This is a genomic window from Aeromonas sp. R2-3 (genome assembly GCF_040908375.1).
In the GTDB taxonomy this organism is placed as follows: Bacteria; Pseudomonadota; Gammaproteobacteria; order Enterobacterales; family Aeromonadaceae; genus Aeromonas; species Aeromonas veronii.
Window position 1 is genome coordinate 379,096 of record NZ_JBFODP010000017.1, and the last position, 25,569, is coordinate 404,664.

General features: G+C 59.1%; 22 protein-coding genes. 10 read left to right on the forward strand and 12 right to left on the reverse strand.

The window, feature by feature from the left end:
* Positions 1 to 58: 58 nt before the first annotated feature.
* Complete coding sequence (locus AB5Z02_RS07385; protein ID WP_368215720.1) at positions 59 to 1,003, forward strand: TerC family protein; 945 nt, start codon at positions 59 to 61, stop codon at positions 1,001 to 1,003.
* A gap of 64 nt (positions 1,004 to 1,067) precedes the next feature.
* Here the strand turns inward: AB5Z02_RS07385 and alr are convergent, their stop codons facing one another.
* Positions 1,068 to 2,294, reverse strand: coding sequence for an alanine racemase (gene alr / locus AB5Z02_RS07390; protein WP_368215722.1), 1,227 nt, complete (start codon positions 2,292 to 2,294; stop codon positions 1,068 to 1,070).
* Between the two features lie 173 nt (positions 2,295 to 2,467).
* Here alr and AB5Z02_RS07395 point away from each other — a divergent pair, with 173 nt between their 5' ends.
* Positions 2,468 to 2,917, forward strand: a complete 450-nt coding sequence (locus AB5Z02_RS07395; RefSeq protein ID WP_019446653.1) for an isoprenylcysteine carboxylmethyltransferase family protein — start codon at positions 2,468 to 2,470, stop codon at positions 2,915 to 2,917.
* A gap of 93 nt (positions 2,918 to 3,010) precedes the next feature.
* Here the strand turns inward: AB5Z02_RS07395 and tapW are convergent, their stop codons facing one another.
* Both tapW and AB5Z02_RS07405 read right to left on the reverse strand, forming a co-directional pair.
* Positions 3,011 to 4,150, reverse strand: a complete 1,140-nt coding sequence (gene tapW / locus AB5Z02_RS07400; RefSeq protein ID WP_005353124.1) for a type IVa pilus ATPase TapW — start codon at positions 4,148 to 4,150, stop codon at positions 3,011 to 3,013.
* Between the two features lie 58 nt (positions 4,151 to 4,208).
* A complete protein-coding gene (locus tag AB5Z02_RS07405) occupies positions 4,209 to 4,565 on the reverse strand; it encodes a DMT family protein (protein WP_005353120.1) in 357 nt (118 codons plus the stop codon).
* 112 nt (positions 4,566 to 4,677) lie between these two features.
* On the opposite strand from AB5Z02_RS07405, the gene AB5Z02_RS07410 reads away from it, so the two are divergent.
* From AB5Z02_RS07410 to AB5Z02_RS07420, 3 genes are all read left to right on the forward strand, one after another.
* The gene (locus AB5Z02_RS07410) at positions 4,678 to 5,409 is read left to right on the forward strand and encodes an ABC transporter substrate-binding protein (protein ID WP_021230624.1); all 732 of its coding nucleotides are present in this window, start codon (positions 4,678 to 4,680) and stop codon (positions 5,407 to 5,409) included.
* Between the two features lie 96 nt (positions 5,410 to 5,505).
* A complete protein-coding gene (btuC, locus tag AB5Z02_RS07415; protein WP_368215724.1) occupies positions 5,506 to 6,513 on the forward strand; it encodes a vitamin B12 ABC transporter permease BtuC in 1,008 nt (335 codons plus the stop codon).
* A 65-nt stretch (positions 6,514 to 6,578) separates the two neighbouring features.
* Positions 6,579 to 7,376 carry an ATP-binding cassette domain-containing protein gene (locus AB5Z02_RS07420; protein WP_368215726.1) on the forward strand — a complete coding sequence of 266 codons (798 nt, stop codon included), beginning with the start codon at positions 6,579 to 6,581 and terminating at the stop codon, positions 7,374 to 7,376.
* A 116-nt stretch (positions 7,377 to 7,492) separates the two neighbouring features.
* Here the strand turns inward: AB5Z02_RS07420 and AB5Z02_RS07425 are convergent, their stop codons facing one another.
* Positions 7,493 to 8,554 (reverse strand): 3-deoxy-7-phosphoheptulonate synthase, encoded by a 1,062-nt coding sequence (locus tag AB5Z02_RS07425; RefSeq protein ID WP_368215728.1) that lies wholly within the window; start codon positions 8,552 to 8,554, stop codon positions 7,493 to 7,495.
* A gap of 144 nt (positions 8,555 to 8,698) precedes the next feature.
* On the opposite strand from AB5Z02_RS07425, the gene AB5Z02_RS07430 reads away from it, so the two are divergent.
* Entirely contained in the window at positions 8,699 to 9,079 is a 381-nt protein-coding gene (locus AB5Z02_RS07430; protein ID WP_005337641.1) for a diacylglycerol kinase, read from the forward strand.
* A gap of 81 nt (positions 9,080 to 9,160) precedes the next feature.
* Here AB5Z02_RS07430 and serA read toward each other — a convergent pair whose 3' ends face one another.
* The 5 genes from serA to AB5Z02_RS07455 form a co-directional block, all read right to left on the reverse strand.
* Positions 9,161 to 10,393: a phosphoglycerate dehydrogenase gene (gene serA / locus AB5Z02_RS07435; RefSeq protein WP_005337639.1), complete on the reverse strand. Its 1,233-nt coding sequence runs from the start codon at positions 10,391 to 10,393 to the stop codon at positions 9,161 to 9,163.
* Positions 10,394 to 10,717: 324 nt separating this feature from the next.
* Complete coding sequence (gene rpiA / locus AB5Z02_RS07440; RefSeq protein ID WP_005353106.1) at positions 10,718 to 11,371, reverse strand: ribose-5-phosphate isomerase RpiA; 654 nt, start codon at positions 11,369 to 11,371, stop codon at positions 10,718 to 10,720.
* A 161-nt stretch (positions 11,372 to 11,532) separates the two neighbouring features.
* On the reverse strand, positions 11,533 to 12,129 hold the full coding sequence (locus AB5Z02_RS07445; protein WP_368215730.1) for a 5-formyltetrahydrofolate cyclo-ligase: 597 nt from the start codon (positions 12,127 to 12,129) through the stop codon (positions 11,533 to 11,535).
* Positions 12,130 to 12,340: 211 nt separating this feature from the next.
* The gene (locus tag AB5Z02_RS07450) at positions 12,341 to 13,675 is read right to left on the reverse strand and encodes a Na+/H+ antiporter NhaC family protein (RefSeq protein ID WP_106844006.1); all 1,335 of its coding nucleotides are present in this window, start codon (positions 13,673 to 13,675) and stop codon (positions 12,341 to 12,343) included.
* A 438-nt stretch (positions 13,676 to 14,113) separates the two neighbouring features.
* Positions 14,114 to 15,094 carry an alpha/beta hydrolase gene (locus AB5Z02_RS07455; RefSeq protein WP_368215732.1) on the reverse strand — a complete coding sequence of 327 codons (981 nt, stop codon included), beginning with the start codon at positions 15,092 to 15,094 and terminating at the stop codon, positions 14,114 to 14,116.
* A gap of 273 nt (positions 15,095 to 15,367) precedes the next feature.
* Here AB5Z02_RS07455 and dapB point away from each other — a divergent pair, with 273 nt between their 5' ends.
* On the forward strand, positions 15,368 to 16,180 hold the full coding sequence (gene dapB, locus AB5Z02_RS07460) for a 4-hydroxy-tetrahydrodipicolinate reductase (protein ID WP_005347132.1): 813 nt from the start codon (positions 15,368 to 15,370) through the stop codon (positions 16,178 to 16,180).
* A gap of 352 nt (positions 16,181 to 16,532) precedes the next feature.
* Here dapB and AB5Z02_RS07465 read toward each other — a convergent pair whose 3' ends face one another.
* Positions 16,533 to 16,859 carry a hypothetical protein gene (locus tag AB5Z02_RS07465; RefSeq protein ID WP_368215734.1) on the reverse strand — a complete coding sequence of 109 codons (327 nt, stop codon included), beginning with the start codon at positions 16,857 to 16,859 and terminating at the stop codon, positions 16,533 to 16,535.
* Between AB5Z02_RS07465 and carA the strand changes: the two genes are divergently transcribed.
* From carA to AB5Z02_RS07480, 3 genes are all read left to right on the forward strand, one after another.
* On the forward strand, positions 16,851 to 17,987 hold the full coding sequence (gene carA, locus AB5Z02_RS07470; RefSeq protein WP_368215736.1) for a glutamine-hydrolyzing carbamoyl-phosphate synthase small subunit: 1,137 nt from the start codon (positions 16,851 to 16,853) through the stop codon (positions 17,985 to 17,987). The two genes, AB5Z02_RS07465 and carA, sit on opposite strands and share 9 nt — an antisense overlap.
* A 20-nt stretch (positions 17,988 to 18,007) precedes the next feature.
* Positions 18,008 to 21,232 (forward strand): carbamoyl-phosphate synthase large subunit, encoded by a 3,225-nt coding sequence (gene carB / locus AB5Z02_RS07475; protein ID WP_202004837.1) that lies wholly within the window; start codon positions 18,008 to 18,010, stop codon positions 21,230 to 21,232.
* 302 nt (positions 21,233 to 21,534) lie between these two features.
* Positions 21,535 to 22,686: a DUF1615 domain-containing protein gene (locus AB5Z02_RS07480; RefSeq protein WP_368215738.1), complete on the forward strand. Its 1,152-nt coding sequence runs from the start codon at positions 21,535 to 21,537 to the stop codon at positions 22,684 to 22,686.
* A 160-nt stretch (positions 22,687 to 22,846) separates the two neighbouring features.
* On the opposite strand, the gene tyrA is transcribed toward AB5Z02_RS07480, so the two are convergent.
* The gene (gene tyrA / locus AB5Z02_RS07485; protein WP_368215740.1) at positions 22,847 to 23,974 is read right to left on the reverse strand and encodes a bifunctional chorismate mutase/prephenate dehydrogenase; all 1,128 of its coding nucleotides are present in this window, start codon (positions 23,972 to 23,974) and stop codon (positions 22,847 to 22,849) included.
* A 134-nt stretch (positions 23,975 to 24,108) separates the two neighbouring features.
* Complete coding sequence (locus AB5Z02_RS07490) at positions 24,109 to 25,182, reverse strand: 3-deoxy-7-phosphoheptulonate synthase (RefSeq protein WP_058058089.1); 1,074 nt, start codon at positions 25,180 to 25,182, stop codon at positions 24,109 to 24,111.
* Positions 25,183 to 25,569 lie beyond the last annotated feature (387 nt).

The window sequence follows — 25,569 nt, forward strand, 5'->3', positions numbered from 1 at the left end:
CCAAACGCAAACCCACGCCTCTCGGTCGTGGGTTTTGTCGTTTTTGGGAGAAGTGAAAATGGGTGAATGGTGGATGTGGACCGGTTTCTTCAGCATAGTGCTGGTCCTGTTATGGATAGACATACGCTTTGTCGGTGGCGGCAAGTCACACAAGGTGTCCCTCAAAGAGGCGGGTGTCTGGTCCCTCATCTGGGTCAGCGTGGCGCTGCTCTTCAACCTGGCCATCTGGCTCTGGCTGGATCACAGCGCGGGCCGTGAGATTGCCAACCAGAAGGGACTGGAGTTCCTCACCGGCTACCTCATCGAGAAAGCGCTGGCAGTGGACAACGTATTCGTCTGGCTGATGCTGTTCGGCTACTTTGCCATTCCGGCCGAGCTGCAGCGCCGGGTGCTGCTCTACGGGGTACTGGGTGCCATCGTGATGCGGGCCGGTATGGTGTTCGCGGGCAGCTGGCTCATCGAGCAGTTCCACTGGATCCTCTATCTGTTTGGCGCTTTCCTGCTGCTGACCGGTGCCAAGATGCTGTGGGCGGCCGACAAGGAGCCGGCTCTCGCCAACAACCCGTTGCTGGGCTGGATGCGCCGTCGCTTCAAGGTGACCGAGACCCTGGAAGGGGAGAAGTTCTTCGTCTGGCGTGACGGTGTGCGCTATGCCACCCCGCTGCTGTTGATCCTGGTGCTGGTGGAGGTGAGCGACCTCATCTTCGCGGTGGATAGTATCCCGGCCATCTTCGCGGTGACCACGGATCCCTTCATCGTGCTGACCTCCAACATCTTCGCCATCATGGGTCTGCGTGCCATGTACTTCCTGCTGGCGGGTGTGGCTGATCGCTTCGCCCTGCTCAAATACGGTCTGGCACTGATCCTGATGTTTATCGGGGTCAAGATGCTGCTGCTGGATATCTTCAAGATCCCGACCGGTATCGCACTGGGCGTAGTCGCGTTGATCCTGCTGGCATCCATGGGCCTGAGTCTGTTTGTGACCCGTAAAAAGGCCGCTTAAACGCAACATCATTTAATACCAAACAACAAGGGCTCCCGCGGGAGCCCTTTTTCATATCGCGTGATCAGCGTTTGATCTTCTTGGGGTTGGTGTAGCCCCAGATGGTGTACATGTCCGCCAGCAGGGCGTCGTTGTACTCCTCCAGATCCGCCTGTTTCACTTCGGCGTCACCCTGACGGCCAAACAGCACCACCTCGTCGCCGGGTTTCACACCCTTCAGGTCGGTCACGTCCACCATGATGGTGTTCATGGAAGTCTTGCCGACCACCGGCACCTTCTGACCCTGGATCAGCACATAGGCTTTGTTGCTGAGGGCACGGCGATAGCCATCGGAGTAGCCCAGCGGCAGGTTGGCGAGCCAGGAATCACGCTTGAGGGTAAAGGTGCGGTCATAACCGACGGTGTTGCCCGCCGCATAGTGGTTCACCGAGGCGACCTGGGTCTTGAATGCCATCACCCGTTTGTATTCGGTGTAGGAGGGGATGGAGTCGCCGTAGAGCAGGCCGCCCGGGCGCACCATGTCGAAGTAGGCGTCCGGCACGGCCAGGGTGGCGAAGGAGTTGGCGGCATGGATGGTGATCTTGCTGCGATCCAGCTTGCCCGCTTCCAGCAACCACTGGGAGTCCAGTTTGAACTGGGCCAGCCCCATCTTGACATCCTCTTTCTCCTCCACCGGGAAGTGGGTCATGATGCCGACCGGGGTGATCCCCTTGAGCTTGAGCATGGCCAGCGCATCCTGCTTGGCATCGGCCAGACGCAGGTCGATGCCGTTGCGGCTCATGCCGGCGGAGTTGAGCGCGATATGCACCGGAATGGTGGTGTGGTGGCGCTGGGCGATATCGGCGATACCCTGGGCACTCACCAGACTGCCGATCAGCTCCTCCATCTTGTAGGGCAGGGCCTGCTCTACTTCATCCGGGGTGGCAGCACGCACCCGCATCAGACGGCCGGTAAAGCCCTTCTCGCGGGCGACGCGCGCCTCTTCGTTGCTGGCGATGCCGATGCAGGGGATATTGGCCTTGACCACGGAGGGGACCAGCAGGTCGATGCCATGACCATAAGCGTCGGCCTTCATGATGGCGCAGATCTGCGGGCCCTTGTCGCCGAGGCGATCCTTGAGGGTCTGGATATTGTGTTCAAAGGCGCCCAGATCCACTTCCAACCAGGCGTTGCTGGCGGTTTGCTCCTGGCCGCTGCGATGATCCGTCGCAAGGGGCAGATAGGGAGCCGCAACGGCTTGGCCCGCGAGCAGGCCGAAGATCAGGGTAGCCAGCAGAGTTTTCTTGTGCATGGTGATTCCTTTTTGTTGTTCGCGTTGGATAGTTTGGACGGGGTCGGCCACATTGGTGGTGGTTTAACCACAACTTGTTGTTATTATTATGATCTTTGTCACTCTCAACAGGCGCTGACTGGTTGGGAGTCTACCGCAACACGGGTTCGGCCGACACTCGTCAGGGGAAGAAAATGGTCAATCTTGAGTTACGTTTGCCACCACCGCTGATCTTCCTGCTCTGTGCCGGGGCCATGTGGTGGCTAAGAGGGGAGAGTCAGCCCGGCATCTGGGCAATGGCGCTGATGGCTGTGCTGGTCGTGGCGGGGGCCATCATGGGCTTTGGTGCCCTGCAACGGTTTCGTCACCACCAGACCACGGTCAGCCCCACCAAACCTCAGCACACCAGTCGTCTGGTGACCTGTGGCGTCTATCGTGTCAGTCGCAATCCCATGTATCTGGGGCTGCTCTGCTGGCTGGCCGCCTGGGGCTGTTATCTCGGTGGAAGTTGGGTCTGGGTTGGGCCAATCGTGCTGGTTGCCTGGCTGACTCGCTTTCAGATCATGCCGGAGGAGCGGCTGTTGCATGCCCGTTTCGGCGACGAGTATGTGGCGTATTGCCAGCGCGTTCGCCGTTGGTGCTGACTGGCTGTGAGCTGCGTGAGCTGAAGGATAAGTCGGGTCAGCCGTGCTGGATAAAGAGAACCCCGGGCGGGCCCGGGGTTCTCGAGGGGCTAGTTAGAAAAAATCGCCCTTCTCGTCCTTGGTGGGTTCGAGGCTCCAGCCGGTGGCATCGCTGCTGCTGGCAATCTGTCCCTTCTCCTTCCACAGCTTGATCTTGAGGCGCAGGTTGTTGGCCGAGTCGGCGTTCTTCACCGCCTCTTCTTCCTCAATTACCCCTTCCACCACCAGATCAAACAGGGCACTGTCGAAGGTGACCATGCCGAGGGCCTTGGATTTCTCCATCACCTCTTTGAGACCACCAAATTCGCCGCGCTTGATCATGTCGCGGATGGTGTGGGTGCCGAGCATGATCTCCACTGCGGCCCGGCGGCCGCCATCGGTGGTTTTCACCAGCCGTTGGGAGACAAAAGCCTTGAGGTTGTTGCCCAGATCGTTGAGCAGCTGGGGGCGGCGCTCCTCGGGGAAGAAGTTGATGATGCGATCCAGCGCCTGGTTGGCGTTGTTGGCGTGCAGGGTGGAGATGGCAAGGTGGCCGGTTTCGGAGAAGGCCAGCGCATGTTCCATGGTCTCGCGATCGCGAATTTCGCCGATAAGAATGACGTCCGGCGCCTGACGCAGGGTATTTTTCAGCGCAGCGTGGAAGCTGCGGGTATCCACGCCAACCTCCCGCTGGTTGATGATGCTCTTGCGGTGGCGATGAACGAACTCCACCGGATCCTCGATGGTAATGATGTGGCCGCCGCTGTTGCGGTTGCGGTGGTCGATAAGCGCCGCCAGCGAAGTGGATTTACCCGAGCCGGTACCGCCGACAAACAGCACCAGACCGCGTTTCTCCATGATGGTGTCGAGCAGCACAGGCGGGAGTTTGAGATCTTCAAAGCGGGGGATTTCGGTCTTGATGTTGCGGGCCACCAGAGAGACTTCGTTGCGCTGCTTGAAGATGTTGACCCGAAAGCGGCCGATCTGGGGCAGGGAGATGGCGAGGTTCATCTCCAGATCCTTCTCGAACTGCTGCTTCTGCTCGCCATCCATGATCTCGGCGGCGATCCGCGCCACTTCACCCGGTTCCAGCGGCGTTTCGTTGAGGGGGCGCAGGCCGCCGTTAAATTTGGCGCAGGGGGGCGCGCCGGTCGACAGATAGAGGTCTGAGCCATCCTGCTTGGCCAGGATCTGTAACATGTCTCGCAATTCCATTTTTTTGCCTCGTCGATCAATGAGATGCCATGAGCGGGATGATATTGAGTGTACAGCCTCAGGCGCCGGTCAGTTTCTCGCGAAAGACAAAAAAGACCGCACCGAGAATGCAGAGCCCTGCCCAGAGATAGTCCCATTTCAGATCTTCCTTGAGATAGAAGATAGAGAAGGGGACGAATACGGTGAGTGTGATCACTTCTTGCAGGATTTTAAGTTGGCCCACGCTCATCACCGTATGGCCGATGCGGTTGGCGGGCACTTGCAGCAGGTATTCGAACAGGGCGATACCCCAGCTCACCAGGGCGGCAATGATCCAGGGTTTGTGGTTCATGCTCTTGAGGTGAGCGTACCAGGCGAAGGTCATAAAGACGTTGCTGCAGAGCAGAAGACCGATACTGGCGAAAATCGGGTTCATAGGGTTCTCCTTGAAAATCCGGCGCATTTTATCCCTGAACCACGGGTTTTCATACGTGGTGCGGGAGGGTATTTTTAACCAACAGGATAAACCGTGCGAGGTATGCGACGGGATGGGCAAGTTATGCGGGATAGTGTTGTTACTGTTATTTGCCATGCCGGTGCGTGCGGCCCCGACGCTGACGGTGGCCACCGATCTGTGGCCGCCATTTCGCATCCTGCAAGCGGATGGCCGGTTGCAGGGGCTCGACATGGACATCCTGCGCCGGTTGCAACAGGCGAGCGGCATTGAGTTGCAGGTTCGGCGGATGCCGTGGGGCAGGGCGCTCAAGCAGATGCAGACCGGCCAGGTCGATCTGATGATTGGCCTCGCCTATACCGCCGAGCGGGCGCAGTTTATCGACTATCTGCAGCCTGCCTACTACCAGTGCTGGCCCGCGTTTTATGGTCAGCCGGTCAATGTGGCCCGGATCCACCAATACCGCGATCTGCAGGGGGTGAAGGTGGGCTATGTGCTCAACTCCGCCTACTTTGAGCCCTTCAACAGTGACAGCCGCCTCGACAAGCACGGAGTACCCACCGAAGATCAGCTGCTGCGCATGGTGCAGCGCGGTCACCTGCCGCTGATGATTGGCACCGATTGTCAGGTGGACTATGCCCTGAGTCAGGGAAATGCCAGCCGGATAGGCAAGGCGGACTACCGCCCCGCCACGCCGGTGACCCTCTATCTGGGGATGAGCAAGCACTCACCTCACCAGTCGCTGCGCCAGCCCTTGCTGGTGGCGCTGCAAAATCTGGTGGCCAGCGGCGAGATAAGCGTGATGGCCAAGCGTTACCAGCCTTGACCTTGGGTGGCAAGCCACTGTTATCATGCCCTTTTCCTGCTTCCCCCCAGCGCTGCGACAGGGCCGGGGGGAAGCCTTGTTATTCGGGGATCATCCTTGTACCTCTCCCTTATCGCCCGCCAGCAGCGCTGGCAGCGGCGCTGGCTCTGTGGCCTGACGCTGCTGACCTTGCTGCTGTTTCTCTTCTCCCTCGTCTGGGGCAAGTTTGTGCTGCTGCCCTGGCAGCCTCTTGGCGATCTCGAACAGCGCATCTTGCTGGAGCTGCGCCTGCCGCGTGCCCTGCTGGCCCTATTGGCTGGCGCCGCGCTTGCTTGTGGCGGCGCCGTATTGCAGGTGATGCTGCACAACCCGGTGGCCGAACCCGGGCTGCTTGGCGTCTCGAGCGGGGCGGGCCTTGCCGCCATGGTGGCGATGGCGGTGGCCAAGGCGCTTGGTGTCTATCTGCCCGGCTGGGGGCTGTCGCTGGCGGCCTTCGGTGGCGCCTTGCTGGTGACCATGTTGCTCATTCGGCTGGCTCGTCGGGCGCGTCTCGGCCATGCCCGCTTGCTATTGTTTGGCGTCGCCATCGGCATTCTCACCAATGCCGCCATGACCTGGTTGATGTACTTTGCCGATGATGGCTCCTTGCGTGAATTCATGTTCTGGATGATGGGCAGCCTCTCTTACGGCAGCCAGCAGTTCGGCTGGTGGTGGCTGGTGCTGCCGCTCACTTTGGGCTGGCTCTGTTGGCAGGGCAAGGCGCTGCAACAGTTGTTGTTGGGGGAGACCCAGGCCCGCCTGATGGGGATGGATATCGACAGGATGCGGGTGCGGCTGGTGCTGGCGGTCTGTCTGCTGACCGGTGTGGCGGTGTCGTTGTGTGGTGTCATCGGTTTTGTCGGGTTGGTGGTGCCCCATCTGCTGCGGCTCTGCGGTGGCAGCGATCAGCGCTTTCTGCTGCCTGCCTCGGCGCTTGGCGGCGGGGCCCTGCTGCTGGTGGCCGATTTGGTTGCTCGATCCACCCTGAGCGCGGGGGAGTTGCCTATCGGCGTCATCACCGCCTCGGTGGGGGCGCCGCTCTTTATCTACCTGCTATTGAGGCAAACTGCCGATGGTGCTGCATGAATATCTGCATGATTTGGTCGGGGCGCGCAGTCTCCTTATTTACCCGTTGTTGAGGCAAACTGCCGATGTCACCCGCTGATCCCATGCCGGTTTCTTCTCGTGCTGCTGCGCCACTGCTGGAGGCGAGCGCACTCGCCATTGCCGGACGGCTCTCTCCCCTGGATATCCGCTGGCATGGCGGCCAGTTGGTGGCGCTGCTTGGCCCCAATGGCAGTGGCAAGTCGACCCTGCTCGGGGCGTTGGCGGGGATTTTACCCGCCGATGGCACAGTGCTGCTGGGGGGGGGAGTGCTTACTGACATGAGTTGGCCCGAGCTTGCCAAACGGCGCGCCATGTTGCCCCAGCGTCAGCCCCAGCTGTTTCATATTCCGGTGTTTCAGGTGTTGAGCCTGGGGTTCGATGAGGCGGTTGCGCCCGCCAGACAGAATGAGGCGATAAACGCACTGTGCGAGGCATTGGAGCTGGAAGCCTTGCTGGCTCGTGACTTCAGCCGGTTGTCGGGGGGCGAGCAGCAGCGGGTGCTGATTGCTCGCACCCTGCTGCAGGTGTGGCCGAGCCTCAATCCGACCGGCAAGGTGCTGCTGCTTGACGAGCCGCTGGCGGGGCTCGATCTGCATCATCAGCTGGCGCTATTGCGGTTGCTGAAAACCCTGGCCGGGCAGGGATTGCTGGTGGTGCTCGCCATCCACGATATCAATCTGGCCATCGACTGGGCCGACCGCATTCTCTGCCTGCAAGGGGGCGCGGTGGTGCGCGAAGGGGGTGTCGAGCTGGTGGATGAGGCGCTGCTGGCGCAGGTATTCCAGATCCGCACCGACCGCATCGAAGCGGCAGGGCGTGTGTGGTTTATGCCCAGTTTGTAAGTAGGGTGTACAGGAAAGAGCGCGCATGTAGGGCCGATTAGCGAAGCGTAATCGGCTGACAGCAAGAAAAAGGGGCCGGTATCAAAAATACCGGCCCCTTTGGTTTTATTCGCAGTTCAAGCCTGTTTGCTCAGGCGCACCTGTGCGGCTTCTGCCAGCATCGCCAGCAGGGTTTCGGTATCGTTCCATGACAGGCAGGCATCGGTGATGCTCTGGCCAAAGGTGGCGGCGCAGCCGTTCTCCACATCCTGACGCCCTTCCACCAGGAAGCTTTCTGCCATGATGCCGGCGATGCCGGTACGGCCGCGGCGAAGCTGATCGCAGATATCTTGCGCCACCAGCAGCTGACGGCGGTGATCCTTCATGCTGTTGCCGTGGCTGAAATCGACCACCAGACGCTCCGGCAGGCCCACATCGGCCAGCGCTTCACAGGCTTCATCGACACTGGCGGTGTCGTAGTTGGGGCGATGGCCGCCACGCAGGATCACATGACCAAAGGGGTTACCGGCGGTGCGGTAGATGGTCATCTTGCCGTCTTTGTCCGGCGAATAGAAGATGTGGCTGTGACGGGCGGCACGCACCGCATCGATGGCGATGCGGGTATTGCCGTCGGTGCCGTTCTTGAAGCCGACCGGGCAGGAGAGAGCCGAAGCCATCTCGCGGTGTACCTGGGATTCGGTGGTGCGTGCGCCGATGGCGCCCCAGGTGATGAGATCGCTAATATACTGGCCGGTCACCATATCGAGGAATTCGGTGGCGGTTGGCATGCCGATCTCGTTGATGTCGACCAGCAGTTTGCGCGCCAGTTTCAGCCCTTCGTTGACGTCGAAGCTGCCATCGAGGCGCGGATCGTTGATCAGCCCTTTCCAGCCGACGATGGTGCGCGGCTTCTCGAAATAGGTGCGCATCACGATGCAGAGGCTCTCTTTATACTGCTCGCGCAGGGCGTTGAGGCGCTGGGCATACTCGCGAGCAGCAGCGGGATCATGGATAGAGCAGGGGCCGACAATGACCAGCAGGCGCTGATCGTCTCCGGCCAGAATGGCTTCCACTTCGCGACGGGCATCCAGCAGATTCTGGGCAATGGTATCGGTGATCGGAAACGCGTGGGCAAGCTCGCTCGGAGTAATCAGTGACTCCAGGCGACGGGTGCGCAATTCATCTGTGTGAATGGACATACAACTCAAGTCTCGAGTGGGTGGTGTCAGCCGCAAGGGGCGAAAAAGCAAAGAGATAAAATAAAGCAAAAGTCCACCGATTGAAACCTTGGGGGGCTCTGATAGGATGTGAGGCCAAAATCGATTCCAAATGAGGTAGATAGCGTGGCAAAGCCAGGGGCAACCGGGGTCACCCGCATCATCAATGCAACCGGTTACAGCATGAAGGGGCTCAAGTCAGCCTGGATTAACGAGGCGGCGTTTCGGCAGGAGCTGATGCTGATCCTGTTGCTGATGCCGCTGGCCTTCTGGCTGGGGGATTCCCTCAACCAGATCCTGCTGCTTATCGTCATCAGCTGGCTGGTGGTGATCGTCGAGATCCTCAACTCAGCCATCGAAGCTGTGGTAGACCGGGTTGGCTCCGAGCATCATGAGCTCTCCGGTCGCGCCAAGGATTTGGGCTCTGCCGCCGTCTTTATCGCGCTGGCCCTGAACGCCCTGGTATGGGGTGCACTGGTGGGCCGCAACCTGTTGGGGTGGTGGTAAGCCACTACGCAGCCTTGAGGTTCTGCTTCATAAAAAAGCCCGTCATCACGACGGGCTTTTTGCTGCGCAGATAAGGGTCTATCAGTGGAGGATGCGGGCGCGGATGGTGCCGTTGATCTCCTTGAGCTTGGCGAGCGCCTTCTCGCTGTGCTCTGTCTCCACGTCGATCACCACGTAACCGATATGGCTGCTGGTCTGCAGGTATTGACCGGCGATGTTGATCCCTTCTTCGGCGAAGATCTGGTTGATCTGGTTCATCACGCCCGGCTGGTTGCGGTGAATGTGCAGCAGGCGGCTGGAGCCCTTGTGGCCCGGCAGCGACACTTCCGGGAAGTTGACGGCGGAGAGGGTGGAGCCGTTGTCGGAGTATTTGACCAGCTTGTTGGCCACTTCCAGCCCGATGTTCTCCTGCGCTTCATGGGTGGTGCCACCGATGTGCGGGGTCAGGATCACGTTCTCCAGCCCACGCAGCGGGCTTTGGAACTCCTCGTCGTTGGACTTGGGCTCGACCGGGAAGACGTCGATGGCGGCACCGGCAATATGGCCGCTCTTGATGACGTCAGCCAGCGCATCGATATCCACCACGGTACCGCGGGCGGCGTTGATGAAGATGGCGCCCGGTTTCATCATCCGCAGCTGCTCGGCACCGATCATGTTCTTGGTGGAGGCTGTCTCCGGCACGTGCAGGCTGATGACGTCAGACATATTGAGCAGCTCGACCATGCTCGGTACCTGAATGGCGTTACCCAGCGAGAGCTTGTTCTCGATATCGTAGTAATAAACCTTCATGCCGATGCTTTCGGCGATGATGCCAAGCTGGGTACCGATGTGGCCGTAGCCGATGATGCCGAGCTTCTTGCCGCGCGCTTCCACCGAGCGGTTGGCCAGTTTTTCCCACACGCCGCGATGGCACTTGGCGTTTTTCTCGGGGATGCCGCGCAGCAGCAGCAGGATCTCGCCCAGTACCAGCTCGGCGACCGAACGGGTGTTGGAGAAGGGGGCGTTGAAGACCGGAATACCGCGGATCTGGGCCGCTTCCAGCTCGACCTGGTTGGTACCGATGCAGAAGCAGCCGATGGCGACCAGCTTGTTGGCGGCGTCGAGGACTTTCTCGGTGATCTGGGTGCGGGAGCGCAGCCCGATGAAATGGACGTCGCGGATCTGCTCGATCAGCTCCTCTTCGGAGAGCGAGGTCTTGAGATACTCCACACTGGTGTAACCTGCGGCACGAAAGGTCTCTACGGTGTTGGGGTGAACCCCCTCCAGCAGCAGAACCTTGATTTTATCCTTGTCCAACGAAAACTTGGCAGTCATGACGATCCCTCTGTATGTGCAAACGTAAGTGCAGATTTGGTGTGCGAAGAAAACCGTAAAGTAGCAAAAACGTTTGGGAGAGGGAATATTTGTGACGAAAGTCAAATTCTTTGAAGTTATCAACGAATGTTGTAAACATCCGTATGCAACTTGTTGAGGGATAAATAAAAACGGCGCCATCAGGCGCCGTCATTTATTCACAGTGCAATGTTTGGGTCATATCCCATCCCGGGGCTCAATCAATGCCGCTGCTGCGTCAGGGCTGGCAGAGTGGCGTTGGCGGGCGAGGGAGAATACCGCTGCACTGTGTTACCGGTATCGGGATTACTGGGTAATCACGCCGTCCGGCGTACCGATCAGGACCACATCGGCGCCGCGGGCGGCGAACAGGCCGTTGGTGACCACGCCAACAATGGCGTTCAGTCGCACTTCCAACGCCTTGGCGTCGGTAATGGCCATGCCTTTCACATCCAGAATGTGGTTGCCGTTGTCGGTGACCACCCCTTCACGCCACACCGGGTTGCCACCCAGTTTGCGAATTTCGCGGGCCACGTATTCGCGGGCCATCGGGATCACTTCCACCGGCAGCGGGAACTGGCCCAGCACGTCGACGGTCTTGGTGTTGTCGATGATGCAGATGAACTTGTCTGCGACGGCGGCAACGATCTTCTCGCGGGTCAGGGCTGCGCCACCGCCCTTGATCATGTCGCGGGTTGCGTTGATCTCGTCGGCGCCATCCACATAGACGGAGAGTGCGTCGATCTCGTTGAGATCATATACGGTGATGCCGAAGCCCTTGAGGCGCTCGGTAGAGGCCACGGAGCTGGATACCGCCCCCTTGATCTCGTCCTTCATGGTCGCCAGCGCGTCGATAAAGTGGTTGACGGTAGAGCCGGTGCCCACCCCGACGATGGTGCCGGGAACCACATACTTGAGCGCAGCCCAACCGGCCGCCTTCTTCATTTCATCTTGAGTCATGATCGTTCCTTAAGAAAAAAGCGGGCGCATTATATCCAACCCGGTACCCCGTCGCGACCTTGTTGCTCACGTTCCAGGGCAAAAAGAGGGACTTTGTAAATCGTTTGCCTGTTTATTCTGCGTTTGCGCGCACAAAGCAGGGACTGCCTGCCAAAAACAGCCTATTCAAAGCGCCAGCAGTGGCTCGGGGTGATGATCTGGGGCAGCGGCACATCCCACTCCTCTTGCGGGACGGCATCTACCTGCTGGCAGTCGTGGGCAATACCGAGTGGCTTGGGGCCCAGCTTGTGCTGATGCCAGATGGCGAGAGTGCGATCGTAGTAGCCGCCCCCCATGCCAAGACGATTGCCCTCGGCATCGAAGGCGACCAGCGGGGTGCAGATAAGATCGAGCGTGCTGTGGGGCACCACCTGCAGGATATCCAGCTCCGGCTCTTCGATGCCGTAGCGGTTGCGTACCATGGGGCTGGTGGCGGTATAGCGCAAAAAGAGCAGGTGACCCGGGGTAAAGGGGTGGAGCACCGGCAGGTAGACCTCTTTGTGCTGGGCCCACAGCCAATGGATGGTGGGCAAGGGATTGATCTCCCCATCATTGGCCAGATAGAGGGCAATGCGCTTGGCGGCGAGGATCTCGGGGTGTTGCTTGAACTGGGCCAGCAGCTTTTGGGCCGCCGCCTGCTGCTCGGCCGGACTCAGATTTTTGCGGCGTTGACGAACCAGTTGGCGCAGGGATTGACGTTCGGGTTGGGACTCATGCATGGGGAACCTCTGGTATAGCTGCGCATCGATGGCTTGAACGCGCTCTACCTTAGCACATTCACTCTTGACGTTAAGGGGGGCAGGGAAACCCCGTCCCGGACGGCTGATGCCCGGAACGGTGGGATAAATGCTGGCTGAGCCGTTAGTGAGTCAACAAGGGCCAGGGTGTGGCCCCTGTTGATGGCATGTCGGCGCGCCAGACTCTGGTCAGTTACTTGTCAGCCTTGCCGCGCATCTGGTGCTTCACAAACACTGCAATGAGTGCTGCTACCGCGAGTGCCATCGGGTAGAAACTCATGCTCACTACCGCCAGCGGTGACAGGGCGAAGATGGATCCCAGCAGCAGCGCCTGTGCGCCCCAAGGGATCAGACCCTGTACCACGCAGGAGAAAATATCGAGCATGGAGGCGGCTCGGCGCGGGGTGACTCCGTGGTGTTCGGCCAGATCCCGGGCTACCTTGCTGGCGACGATAATAGCCACCGTGTTGTTGGCGGTGCACAGGTTGGTGAGGCTCACCACCCCGGCGATGCCGAGCTCGGCGGCTTTCTCGTTCTGTTCACCATTGTGCTCGCGAGTGAAACGGGCAATCAGGGCGCTGATGCGCTCACTGATCCAGGCCAGACCACCCTGACGCTCCATCAGGGCGCCGAGACCGCCGATCAGCATGGAGAGCAGGAAGATCTCCTGCATGCCGGTAAAGCCCTGATAGATATCCTTGCTGAACTGACCGATGGCGTAGCCGTTGATCATGCCCACCACTCCGGCGGCCAGAATACCGATCCCCAGCACCACAAACACATTCACTCCGGCGAGCGCCAGCCCCAGGATCAGCAGATAAGGCATCACCTTGAACAGCTCGATGGCGCTGCCGCTGGCCGGGGATTCCCCCACTGAGCCCAGGGTCAGATAGAGCAGGATCACCGCGATGGCGGCAGGGGCCGCAATCTTGAAGTTCTCGCGGAACTTGTCCTTCATCTCGCACCCCTGACTGCGGGTTGCTGCTATGGTGGTGTCGGAGATGATGGAGAGGTTATCGCCAAACATGGCGCCGGAGAGAATGGTGCCTGCCATCAGTACCGGATCGATGCCAGCTGCCTGCGCCACGCCCAGCGCGACCGGCGCCACGGCACCTATGGTGCCCATGGAGGTGCCCATAGCGGTAGCAATAAAGGCAGAGATGAGGAACAGCCCGGGCAACAGCGCCCAGCCAGGGATGAGCGATAGGCCCAGCGCCACGGTGGCATCAACCCCGCCGGTGGCCTTGGCCACGCTGGCAAAGGCGCCCGCCAGCAGATAGATAAGGCACATCGCCATGATATTGCTGTGGCCGACCCCCTTGAAGAAGGTCTCCAGATTGCTGTTGAAGCTCTCTTTGCCAAGCAGCAGGGCGAGCATCACCGCAGGCAGGGCTGCAACCGGAGCGGGCAGCTGATAGAAGGCGAATTCGACCCCCTGCAGGGTCAGCCAGGTACCGGTACCGATAAAGAGTGCGAGAAAAACCAGAAGTGGCAACAAGGCCCTGGCACTGGGTTGAGTCTGGATCATGTGTTCCTCTGAAATTGAACAATGACCTCCTGTCATAAACTGCTTTGTACCTCTATCGGATAGGGATAGGGGGAAAACAGGGCGGGCATCCTGCCGCATTGGGGTGCCCACAGTAGTGAGTCAACCTCGCTTGGTCAAGATAGACGTCCAGATGGATAGGTGTTTTTGTTTGATGATTCTGGTGTTATTGAGATATCCAAAGAATATTCGGAAAAAGAAGTTAGTGCTGTTTATTGTTCATTGCTGTTCTGACGCAGTCCGCGAGTATCTGGGGGTATCGCGTGCCTTTAATAAGGAAAGAGGTAAACGATAAGATCTCTGCATGCCATCTTGGGGATTTCTCCCGCTGCCAAACGTCAGCCGCACCTCTCTCTATCTCTACGTGAGCATGGTACGGATATTTCCAGAACGCGTGGACACAAGACCTGGGCTGTGTGGTTATTGTGTCAGTTTCTCCACCGCCTGAACGGCTGTCGCGAGAGCATCCTGTTCCAGCGTCAGCGGAATGTGGCCAATACCAGGCAGCAAGGTGACAGACCAGGAGATGCCGAGACGTCTTAACTCAGGTTCAAGTTGATCTGTTTGGAAAGCTTCGTCATTTGCACCCGCGATCACGGCGCAGGAGCGTTGCACATTGCGTAAATTCTGCTGATAGTCGCGCTCTGGCTGAAAGTTCGAGGCAAGGTTGAAGGAGTAAGAGGGGGTCAGCAGGGATTTCGCCTCATCATTAAGGGCAAAGTTCAGCACGGTCAGATGGTTGAGTGCGGAAATATGGAAACCGTTGAGGATGCTCAGGGCGATGAGGCGAGGCAAGCCGACACGTACCCAGCCACCGCTGTTGGGCCGGTAGTTGGCGGCGGTGGGGCCGAGATAGGGGGAGAGCAGCAGATAGCTCTCGAACAGGGTTTGTCGCGCACTGCCAGCAACACGCAGCACAAAGCCACCCCCTGACGAGAAACCGACGAGTGTTGCAGGCTTGGCGGGGGCCACTGACTTGATGAAATCTTCCAGATCGTCTTCAAGCTGACCGATGTAGTCAATGGTGCCTTTGTTGCCCGATGCGCCATGGCCGCGAATATCGAGGGCGTAGGCGTCGTATCCCGCTTGCGAAAAGGCGTTCGCCATCTTGTGCATGCTCTGGCTGCTGGCAGAAGAGCCGTGAACCAGTACCACGCTGCCCTTGACCTTGTTGTTCTTCGTATTGCCCTCTGCGCCATAGTGCCGATAGGCCAGCTGCGTGCCGTCACGCGCCGGGTATCTTGAGATAGGTGACATGTTGCTCCAGCCACTCCCCTTGAAAGGGTCGTTGATGCTGGCCAACGCCGGTGCCGGACTCGGCCCGCCAAACAGCAGAGCCGCTGCCAGCATGACCAGGGTCAGTGATATCAACCCCACAGCAAACAGCAATCCTGCGCTCATCCTTGCACCTCGTTTGATATCGACACGGGCGTTGCCCTGGTTCCGTGTATTCTGGCATTTCACTCGTTCGAACCTATCAGATGGCACCCGGTCTGCCAAATGATGGTGTGAAACGATGAAAAGCGGCCTGTGACCAAAAGGAAGTTCTTGGCCAGCCAGTGAGCGCTGCCGTTGGCGAGCGCAGCAAGGTGTGGTGGCATCATGGCTTTTCAAACCCGGTGCGGGCTGGTAAAACGGTCTCTTTCCATAATTAAAAGAGATGAGAGGGTGGAGATGGACAATCCGATCCGTGTGGCCGTGATGGGCTGTAATGGTCGTATGGGCAAGGTGCTGCTGGAGGCCATCACCAACACCGATGGCGTGGTGGTTGGTGCTGCGCTGGAGCGGCCGGGTTCGGCGGTGATCGGCCTTGATGCCGGTGAGCTCAATGGGCTGGGCCATCTGGGTGTGGCCATCAGCGACAGTCTGGATAAGGTGCGCGATGAGTTTGATCTCATCATCGACTTCACCCGCCCCGAGGTGACCCTTGCCAATCTGGCCTTTGCGCTGGCCCACCACAAGCAGATGGTGATCGGCACCACCGGTTTTGACGATGCAGGAAAGGCCGCCCTGAAAGAGGCGGGCAAGCAGATCGGTATCGTGTTCGCCTCCAACTACTCGGTCGGGGTCAACCTGGTGTTCAAACTGCTGGAGCAGGCCGCCAAGGTGATGGGGGATTACACCGACATCGAGATCATCGAAGGCCACCATCGCCACAAGGTGGATGCGCCATCCGGTACCGCGCTCTCCATGGGGGAAGTGGTCGCCAAAACGCTGGGCCGGGATCTCAAGGAGTGCGCCGTCTATGGCCGCGAGGGGATCACTGGCGAGCGGGATCGCAACACTATCGGCTTTGCCACCATTCGTGCTGGTGATCTGGTGGGGGAGCATACCGTCATGTTTGCCGATATCGGCGAGCGGGTGGAGATCAGCCACAAGGCCTCCAGCCGCCTGACCTTCGCCAACGGTGCTGTGCGGGCGGGCAAGTGGCTTGGTCAGCAGGGTGCCGGTCTTTATGACATGCAGGATGTGCTCAATCTCAAGTGATGCCTCTGAGCGGCACTTTCGTACTACTGCTACCCCAGTGAAAAACCCCGGCTTGCCGGGGTTTTTGCTGTCAGTCAGCCAGAATTTGTGTAAAAAGACACGCTGCCTGCAATTTTTAACTGAATGCCTTATAAATCACACTATTGCGTTATCCGCCAGATTTCCCCTTCCTGAATGTCATCATCAGGTAACAAATTTGAGCATCTTTATGGCTGATGAAGCCATTTTTTTACACGGACTGGAAAAGACTAAAAATTCAAACGCAGAAAAACGTTTTCCATTTTTCATGTTCACTCTTGTCATCATAAAAGCGTTAAATTTGTCATTAATGTTTTTTGTGTAAAAATAAATGCTATTGTTTTAATTGGTTTTTTTGTTTGTTTTTGTCGCTATTGCTGGCTTGGTGGCATCTTTTGGTGGTGGTTTTTCCTTTTCTTTCATGGGAGGGGGTTGCAAAGCGATTGAGTGCATAGATAATGGGTAATATTGCTTTTTTATTGAATTTAGATGCATTTCGTCTGAGAAAAGACGTTGAAATGCCACTTTTTTTAAGTAGAATGCGCCCAATTTGCCAGAAATCTGCCGGGTTCGAGTCCTGTCCAAGACCGGAACCGAGCCCGCAACACCCAGGTAAATTGCTGAATTTAAAGCTAAATAACTGGAGGTTGTCTTGAATCACACTGCATTGCTAGTGCTGGAAGATGGAACTGTGTTCAAAGGCGTGTCGATAGGCGCCGAGGGATGTTCCGTTGGTGAAGTGGTTTTCAATACGTCGATGACGGGCTATCAGGAAATCCTCACCGATCCCTCTTATTCCCGTCAGATAGTCACCCTCACTTACCCCCATATAGGCAACACCGGCACCAACAGCGAAGATGAAGAGTCCAGTCAGATCCATGCTCAGGGATTGATCATCCGGGACGTTCCGATACTTGCCTCCAATTTCCGCAATCAGCAATCCCTCTCCGAATACCTCAAGTCTCACAACATCGTTGGCATCGCCGACATCGACACCCGTAAACTGACCCGCATCCTGCGCGAGAAAGGCGCTCAGGCTGGCTGCATTCTGGCCGGGAAACAGGTCGATGCAGCCTATGCCCTCGAACAGGCCCGCGCCTTCCCCGGTCTGAAGGGGATGGATCTGGCCAAAGAGGTGACGGTTGGTGAGGCGTACAACTGGACGACCGGGAGCTGGCAGCTTGGCAAGGGGCATGTCACCCCGGATGCCGACCAGCTGAAATACCACGTGGTAGCCTATGACTTTGGCGTCAAGCGCAACATCCTGCGGATGCTGGTTGACCGTGGCTGCCGCCTGACAGTTGTACCGGCCAAGACCCCGGCCGCCGAGGTACTGGCGATGAACCCGGATGGCATCTTCCTCTCCAACGGCCCCGGCGACCCCGAGCCGTGCGACTACGCCATCGAGGCCATCAAGGCTTTCCTTAATACCAACACGCCGGTATTCGGCATCTGTCTGGGTCACCAGCTGCTGGGTCTGGCCTCCGGTGCCAAGACCGTCAAGATGAAGTTTGGCCACCACGGCGCCAACCATCCGGTGAAGAGCCTTGATGACAACACCGTCATGATCACCGCTCAGAACCACGGCTTTGCGGTAGACGAGAACAGCCTGCCGGATTGCCTGCGCGCCACCCACGTCTCCCTGTTCGATGGCTCCCTGCAAGGCATCCATCGCACCGACCGTCCGGCCTTCAGCTTCCAGGGGCACCCCGAAGCGAGCCCGGGCCCGCACGACTGTGCCGGTCTTTTTGACCACTTTATTGAATTGATTAAGCAGTATCGCGCCTAAGAAATAGAGGAAAGAGTTTCATGCCAAAACGTAACGACCTTCAGAGCATCCTGATCCTCGGCGCCGGCCCCATCGTCATCGGCCAAGCCTGCGAATTTGACTACTCCGGCGCCCAGGCGTGCAAAGCCCTGCGCGAGGAGGGCTACCGCGTCATTCTGGTCAACTCCAACCCGGCCACCATCATGACCGACCCGGAGATGGCAGACGCCACCTACATCGAGCCCATCACCTGGGAAGTGGTGCGCGAAATCATCAAGAAAGAGCGCCCGGACGCCATCCTGCCCACCATGGGTGGCCAGACTGCGCTCAACTGCGCACTGGCACTGGAGAAGCACGGCGTGCTGGCCGAGTTCGGTGTCGAGATGATCGGTGCCACCGCCGACGCCATCGACAAGGCCGAAGACCGCTCCCGTTTTGACAAGGCGATGCGCAGCATTGGCCTCGAGTGCCCGCGTGCCGGCATCGCCCACAACATGGAAGAGGCATGGGGCGTGCAGCAGATGGTCGGCTTCCCCTGCATCATCCGTCCCTCCTTTACCATGGGCGGCTCAGGTGGCGGCATCGCCTACAACACCGAAGAGTTCGTCGAGATCTGCGAGCGCGGTCTGGACTTGTCGCCGACCAAAGAGCTGCTCATCGACGAGTCGCTTATCGGCTGGAAAGAGTACGAGATGGAGGTGGTGCGGGATCGCAACGACAACTGCATCATCGTCTGCGCCATCGAAAACTTCGACCCCATGGGTATCCACACCGGTGACTCCATCACGGTCGCGCCAGCCCAGACGCTGACCGACAAGGAGTACCAGCTGATGCGTAACGCCTCCATGGCGGTACTGCGCGAGATCGGCGTCGAGACCGGCGGCTCCAACGTCCAGTTCGGTATCAACCCGAAAGATGGCCGCATGGTCATCATCGAGATGAATCCGCGGGTGTCGCGCTCCTCTGCGCTGGCCTCCAAGGCGACCGGTTTCCCCATCGCCAAGATCGCCGCCAAGCTCGCCATCGGTTACACCCTCGACGAGCTGATGAACGATATCACCGGCGGTCGCACTCCGGCCTCCTTCGAGCCGGCCATCGACTACGTGGTCACCAAGGTACCGCGCTTCAACTTCGAAAAATTCGCCGGTGCCAACGACCGTCTGACTACCCAGATGAAGTCGGTCGGCGAAGTGATGGCCATCGGCCGCAACTTCCAGGAGTCTCTGCACAAGGCGCTGCGCAGCCTCGAAACTGGCAAAACCGGCTTCGACCCCATGGTTGACCTCAATGCCCCGGACTCCCTGACCCGCATCCGTCACGAGCTGCAGGACGCTGGTAGTGACCGTATCTTCTACATCGCCGATGCGTTCCGCGCCGGTCTCTCCATGGATGGCATCTTCAAGCTGACCAAGATTGACCCCTGGTTCCTGGTACAGATTGAAGACCTGGTGAAGCTGGAGGAAGAGGTGAAAGATCGCGGCATGGCCGGTCTCGATGCCGACTTCCTGCGCGCCCTCAAGCGCAAAGGCTTTGCCGATGCCCGTCTGGCCAAGATCCTCGGTGTGGCCGAAGGGGAAGTGCGCAAACTGCGCGCCCGCCACAACATCTTCCCGGTCTACAAGCGGGTCGATACCTGCGCCGCCGAATTCGCCACCAACACCGCCTACATGTACTCCAGCTATGACGAGGAGTGCGAAGCGGCTCCGAGCAACCGCGACAAGATCATGATCATCGGCGGCGGCCCGAACCGTATCGGTCAGGGTATCGAGTTCGACTACTGCTGCGTGCACGCGGCGCTGGCCCTGCGCGAAGACGGTTACGAGACCATCATGGTCAACTGCAACCCGGAGACCGTCTCTACCGATTACGACACCTCGGATCGTCTCTACTTCGAGCCAGTGACCCTGGAAGATGTGCTGGAAATCGTGCGCATCGAAAAACCCAAGGGCGTCATCGTTCAGTACGGTGGCCAGACCCCGCTGAAACTGGCCCGAGCACTGGAAGCCAACGGTGTGCCGATCATCGGTACCAGCCCAGATGCCATCGACCGCGCCGAAGACCGCGAGCGCTTCCAGTCTGCCGTCGAGCGCCTCGGCCTCAAGCAGCCGGAAAACGGCACCGTCACCGCGCTGGAGCAGGCCGTGCTGCTGGCCGAGCGTATCACCTACCCGCTGGTGGTTCGCCCCTCCTACGTGCTGGGTGGCCGCGCCATGGAAATCGTCTATGACGAGCAGGATCTGCGTCGCTACTTCGCCGAGGCGGTGAGCGTCTCCAACGAATCGCCGGTGCTGCTGGACCGCTTCCTGGACGATGCCACCGAGCTGGACGTGGATGCCATCTGCGACGGCACCGATGTAGTCATCGGCGGCATCATGGAGCACATCGAGCAGGCCGGTATCCACTCCGGTGACTCCGGTTGCTCCCTGCCTCCCTATACATTGTCCAAGAAGATTCAGGACGAGATCCGCGAGCAGGTGCGCAAGCTGGCGCTGGAGCTCGGCGTTATCGGCCTGATGAACGTGCAGTTCGCGGTCAAGGGCGATGACATCTACCTCATCGAGGTGAACCCGCGTGCCGCCCGTACCGTGCCGTTTGTCTCCAAGGCGACCGGTGCTCCGCTGGCCAAGATTGCCGCCCGTGTGATGGCCGGTCAGTCGCTGCAAGAACAGGGCTTCACCAAAGAGATCATCCCGCCCTACTACTCGGTGAAAGAGGTGGTACTGCCGTTTGCCAAGTTCCCGGGGGTTGACCCGCTGCTGGGGCCAGAGATGCGTTCTACCGGTGAGGTTATGGGGGTGGGCAGCAGCTTTGCCGAGGCCTATGCCAAGGCGCAGCTGGGTGCCAACCACGCCGTACCGAAAGAGGGTCGTGCCCTCTTGTCAGTGCGTCACAGCGACAAGGCGCAGGTGGTTGACTTGGCTGCCAAGCTGCTGGAGCTGGGCTACGAGCTGGATGCCACTCACGGCACCGCGGTCGCGCTGGGTGAGGCGAGCATCAACCCGCGCCTGGTCAACAAGGTGCACGAAGGTCGCCCGCACATTCTCGACCGCATCAAGAATGGCGAGTACACCTACATCGTCAACACCGCCGAAGGGCGGGTGGCGATCCAGGACTCCAAGCAGCTGCGTCGCGCCGCCTTGCAGAACAAGGTGGCGTATACCACCACCATGAATGAGGCGTTTGCCACCTGCATGGCCATCAGCGTGGATGCCACCGCCAATGTCAACTCGGTGCAGGAGCTGCACCAGAAGGTGAAAAACCGCTAAGAGTTTGCAGCGGGCATCAGCCCGACTTGCCAGACGACCAACCCCCGCCAGCGATGGCGGGGGTTTCTTTTTATCTGTCGCTCACCGTACGGTTCTGGCCGGGTGAGCCATTGAGGAAGGTCATGAGTTCCGCATCGCAGACAACGGATGGCGCGTGGGGGTGGCAAAAGCTGGCAAGGGGAGGGGATGCTGCGAGCGCGGGTTTCAACTGCGGCAGGCAATCCTCTACAATGGCCCCACTTTGCTTGTCAGTGCAGTGCCAGCGGCGCTGCCTGTAGGGCCTACAAAAAATGGACATGCTTATGACCGCTTTGCCTTCCTGTCGTCTTCTTGCCTTCTGCTCTGCCTTGTTGCTGGCCGGTTGTGCCAGTGATCCCGCCTCCACGCCTGCCAAAGAGGCGAGCGTGAGCAACCCCAAAACGCCGCCTGCCATGCAGCCGCGCAAACCGGCGGATATGAAGAGCCGCATCGTGCGCTTCTTGCCCCGTCAGGTGCCTGACAAACAGGGGTGGGCTAACGACGTGGTGACGGCGCTCACCACCCAGGGGGTGACGGTCAATGATCACAACGTCTGTAGCGTGCTGGCGGTGGCGGAGCAGGAAGCCACTTATCAGGCTGACCCCGTGGTGCCGGGCCTTGGCAAGATCGCCTGGAAAGAGATCAACTCACGGGCAGCCAAGCTGCTGATCCCCGAATTTATGGTGCGGGCCGCGCTCTCCATCAACTCGCCCACCGGCAAGAGCTATGCCGAGCGCATCGACAAGTTGCGTACCGAACGGGAGATGAGTGAAATCTTCGAAGATATGATCAGCATGCTGCCGATGGGCAAGACGCTGTTTGGCAACCTCAACCCGGTGCATACCGGTGGCCCGATGCAGGTGAGCATCGCCTTTGCCGAGGCCAACGCCCGTGGCTACCCCTATCCAATCAAGGATTCCATTCGCCACGAAGTCTTTACCCGTCGCGGCGGCATCTGGTTTGGCACCAAGCATATCTTCGGTTATCCCGTCGACTACCCGGATACCCTCTACCGCTTTGCCGACTTCAACGCCGGCTGGTATGCCAGTCGCAATGCCGCTTTTCAGGCCGCCGTCAGCCGCTTGAGTGGCAAAACTCTGGCGCTGGACGGGGATCTGATCCGCTATGACTCGGATCTGCCGGGCAACACCGAGCTGGCCGTCTACACCCTCGCCAACCGGGTCAATATGAGCAAACAGGCGATCCACCAGAGCCTGCGTAAAGGGGATACCGCCGAATTTGCCGAGACCGATCTCTACCATCGCATCTTTACCCTGGCCGACAAGCAAGCGGGCAAGCGACTGCCCCGCGCCATCCTGCCCGGCATTCAGCTAAAGAGCCCGAAAATTACCCGCAACCTCACCACCGCCTGGTTTGCCAAGCGGGTGGATGACAGAGAACAGCGATGTGTGCGGCAGATGGCGACGATTAGGTAGGACTGGGTTTGCTTCGAGACTAGTTGCAAAGCGGGTTGCCATTGTTAATGACAACCCGCACGCTTAATCGCCCCTTCCAATGGAGATCTTTGGCTCGCATCCAGTTATGAACGGTGGCGGCTCCTTCCGAGTGGCATGAGTTGTTACTACTTTTGCAGGATCAGCCGTGTTGGCGGCGGTCGTTGGCCTGGGCGAGCAACATGCGGCTTTCACGCAGGAACTGGTCGGCATGCTCGCCGAAGAAACCGGAGACTTGCGAGAAGGCATCGATGAAACCGTCCCTGTCCCCCCGCTCCAGTAGCCCCAGCGCTTCGCCGAAGTTTTGGTAGTAGCGGCGGATCATCGCCAGATTCTGCGGTGACGACAAAATGATGTCGGCATAGAGGTGGGGATCTTGGGCAAACAGCCGCCCCACCATGGCCAGCTCCAGCCGGTAGATGGGGGAGCTCAAACTCAGCAGGCGATCCAGATTGGCCTGCTCCCGGGAGAGGTGCCAGCCATAGGCAAAGGTGGCGAAGTGACGCAGTGCCTGAATGAGGGTCATCGCCTCATCGTGGGCCTTGGCTTCCACCTGTTGCAAGCGGGCGCCCCAGATGGTCATCTGATCCAGCAGCCATTGGCTGGCGGCGGGGTCACGACCCTGGCAGCAGACGATCACCTGCTTGGCGAGACTCGCCACATCCGGCCCGAACATGGGGTGCAGTCCCAGTACCGGCCCTTGGTGCACCGCCAGCATATGTTCGAGCGGCGCCGCTTTCACGCTGGTGACATCCACCAGCAGGCAGTGGGCGGGCAGGTTGCCGAGGCGGTCGATGATCTGGCAGGTGATATCGATGGGCACCGCCACCATCACCAGACCGGCTCCGGCGAGGATCTCGTCAGCGCGCGGCCAGTCGGCTTGTTCCAGCGTCTCGACCCGATAGCCTGAGAGGCTGAACATATGACCGAACAGCCGACCAAGCTGGCCCTGACCACCGATGATGATCACTTTGCCAAGATCCGGCTTTATGCATTTGAAGCCTGTATCTTTCTCGCTGGCATAAGATTCACGCATCACCCGGCGCAGCACGTCTTCGATGAGATCGCCGGGAACCCCCAACTGCTCAGCCTCGGCGCGGCGGCGGGCCAGCATGCTCGCCTCCCGATCCGGTGCATAGATGGGCAGGCCGTGGCGGCTCTTTACCTCACCCACTTCTCCCACCAGGGCCAGACGGGCGGCCAGCAGATCGATCAGCTGCTTGTCCACCGCATCTATCTTGTCCCTGAGTACATTCAACTCTTCAGCCATATCCAGTCCCTGCTGGCGCCGCAGCGGCGGCGCCCTGAAAATCAAGATGCAACAAGGTATCACGGCATGAGCTGCCAGATGCCACCTGCGGTGATACCCAGATTGTTCAATAGGTTACGACAAGATACCACGGCTTACCGTGCAGTTCTGCCCTTGAGGGGGTCAGCCAGCTGGTTGTGGCAGCGGGCCAGCAGGGTAGCGGTGGTGTCCCAGTCGATGCAGGCATCTGTGATGGAGACCCCGTAGTGCATCTGCTCCTTGGGCTGCTCGCTGGACTGGTTTCCCTCAAACAGGTTGGATTCGAGCATCACCCCGATGATGGAGCGGTTGCCCTCCTGGATCTGGTGGATGACGTTGTCGGCCACCTTGGGCTGCAAACGGTGATCCTTGCTGGAGTTGCCGTGGCTGCAATCCACCACAAGGCTCGGCAGCAGGCCCGCTTTCTCCAGCGCCTCTTCCGCCAGTGACACGTTGACCGAGTCGTAGTTGGGATGTTTGCCGCCGCGCAGGATCACGTGGCCATCCGGGTTGCCTTGGGTCTGCAGCAGCGCAACCTGGCCCTGCTGGTTGATCCCCATAAAGGCGTGAGGGGAGGAGGCCGCTTGCAACGCATTGATGGCAGTCCCCAGGTTGCCGTCGGTGCCGTTCTTGAAGCCGACCGGCATGGAGAGGCCGGAGGCCATCTCCCTGTGGGTCTGGGATTCGGTGGTGCGGGCGCCGATGGCTGACCAGGAGAAGAGCTCGGCCAGGTATTGCGGGCTGATGGGGTCGAGCGCTTCGGTGGCCAGCGGCAACTCCAGCTCCGCCAGCCAGCAGAGCAGCTCGCGGGCACGATGAAGCCCCAGCTCCACATCGAAGGTGCCATCCAGATTGGGGTCGTTGATAAAGCCTTTCCAGCCGACCGTGGTGCGAGGCTTCTCAAAGTAGACCCGCATGACAATGTAGAGAGAGTCCTGGTAGGCATCATGCAGCGCTTTGAGTCTGGTTGCGTACTCTTTGGCGGCGTCCATATCGTGGATGGAGCAGGGACCACAGATCACCAACAGCCGGTGATCGCGGCGGTGAATGATGTCGGCGATGGTATTGCGGGCCCCTTGCACGAATGCCAGCGCCTTGTCGGAGATGGGTAACTTCTCCTTGAGCTGGGCAGGCGTGATCATCACTTGTTCGGACTGGATATGGATGTTGTTCAGGGGGTCTCTTTGCATGATTTCATTCTCTCTACTGTATTAAGCCAAAAGCGGTTGTACCTATATATTTACACTGGTACCTGCTTTGTTACGCAACCGCCATCACCTTACCAAGGAAAAACAAACGATCAAGTGAAACTAGTGGGTTTACCGCTAAAAAGTCAGATAAAGGAGCTGCTATATAGCGCTAACAGGAATAATACAGAGGTTTTTTCGGAGGGTTAATGGTTTTTGTGTAATTTAATGTTTACGGCTTGAGGGCGTGAAGGCTGCGTTGCCCAGCTGTTTACCCACAGTAAATGGTATCTCTGGGAGACTGCAACGCGATGGCAATGATGGTGTGAGGTGGCTATCTGGTCAGCCATAGAAAGAGGGAGCCATCATGGCTCCCTTTGCGGTAGGAAG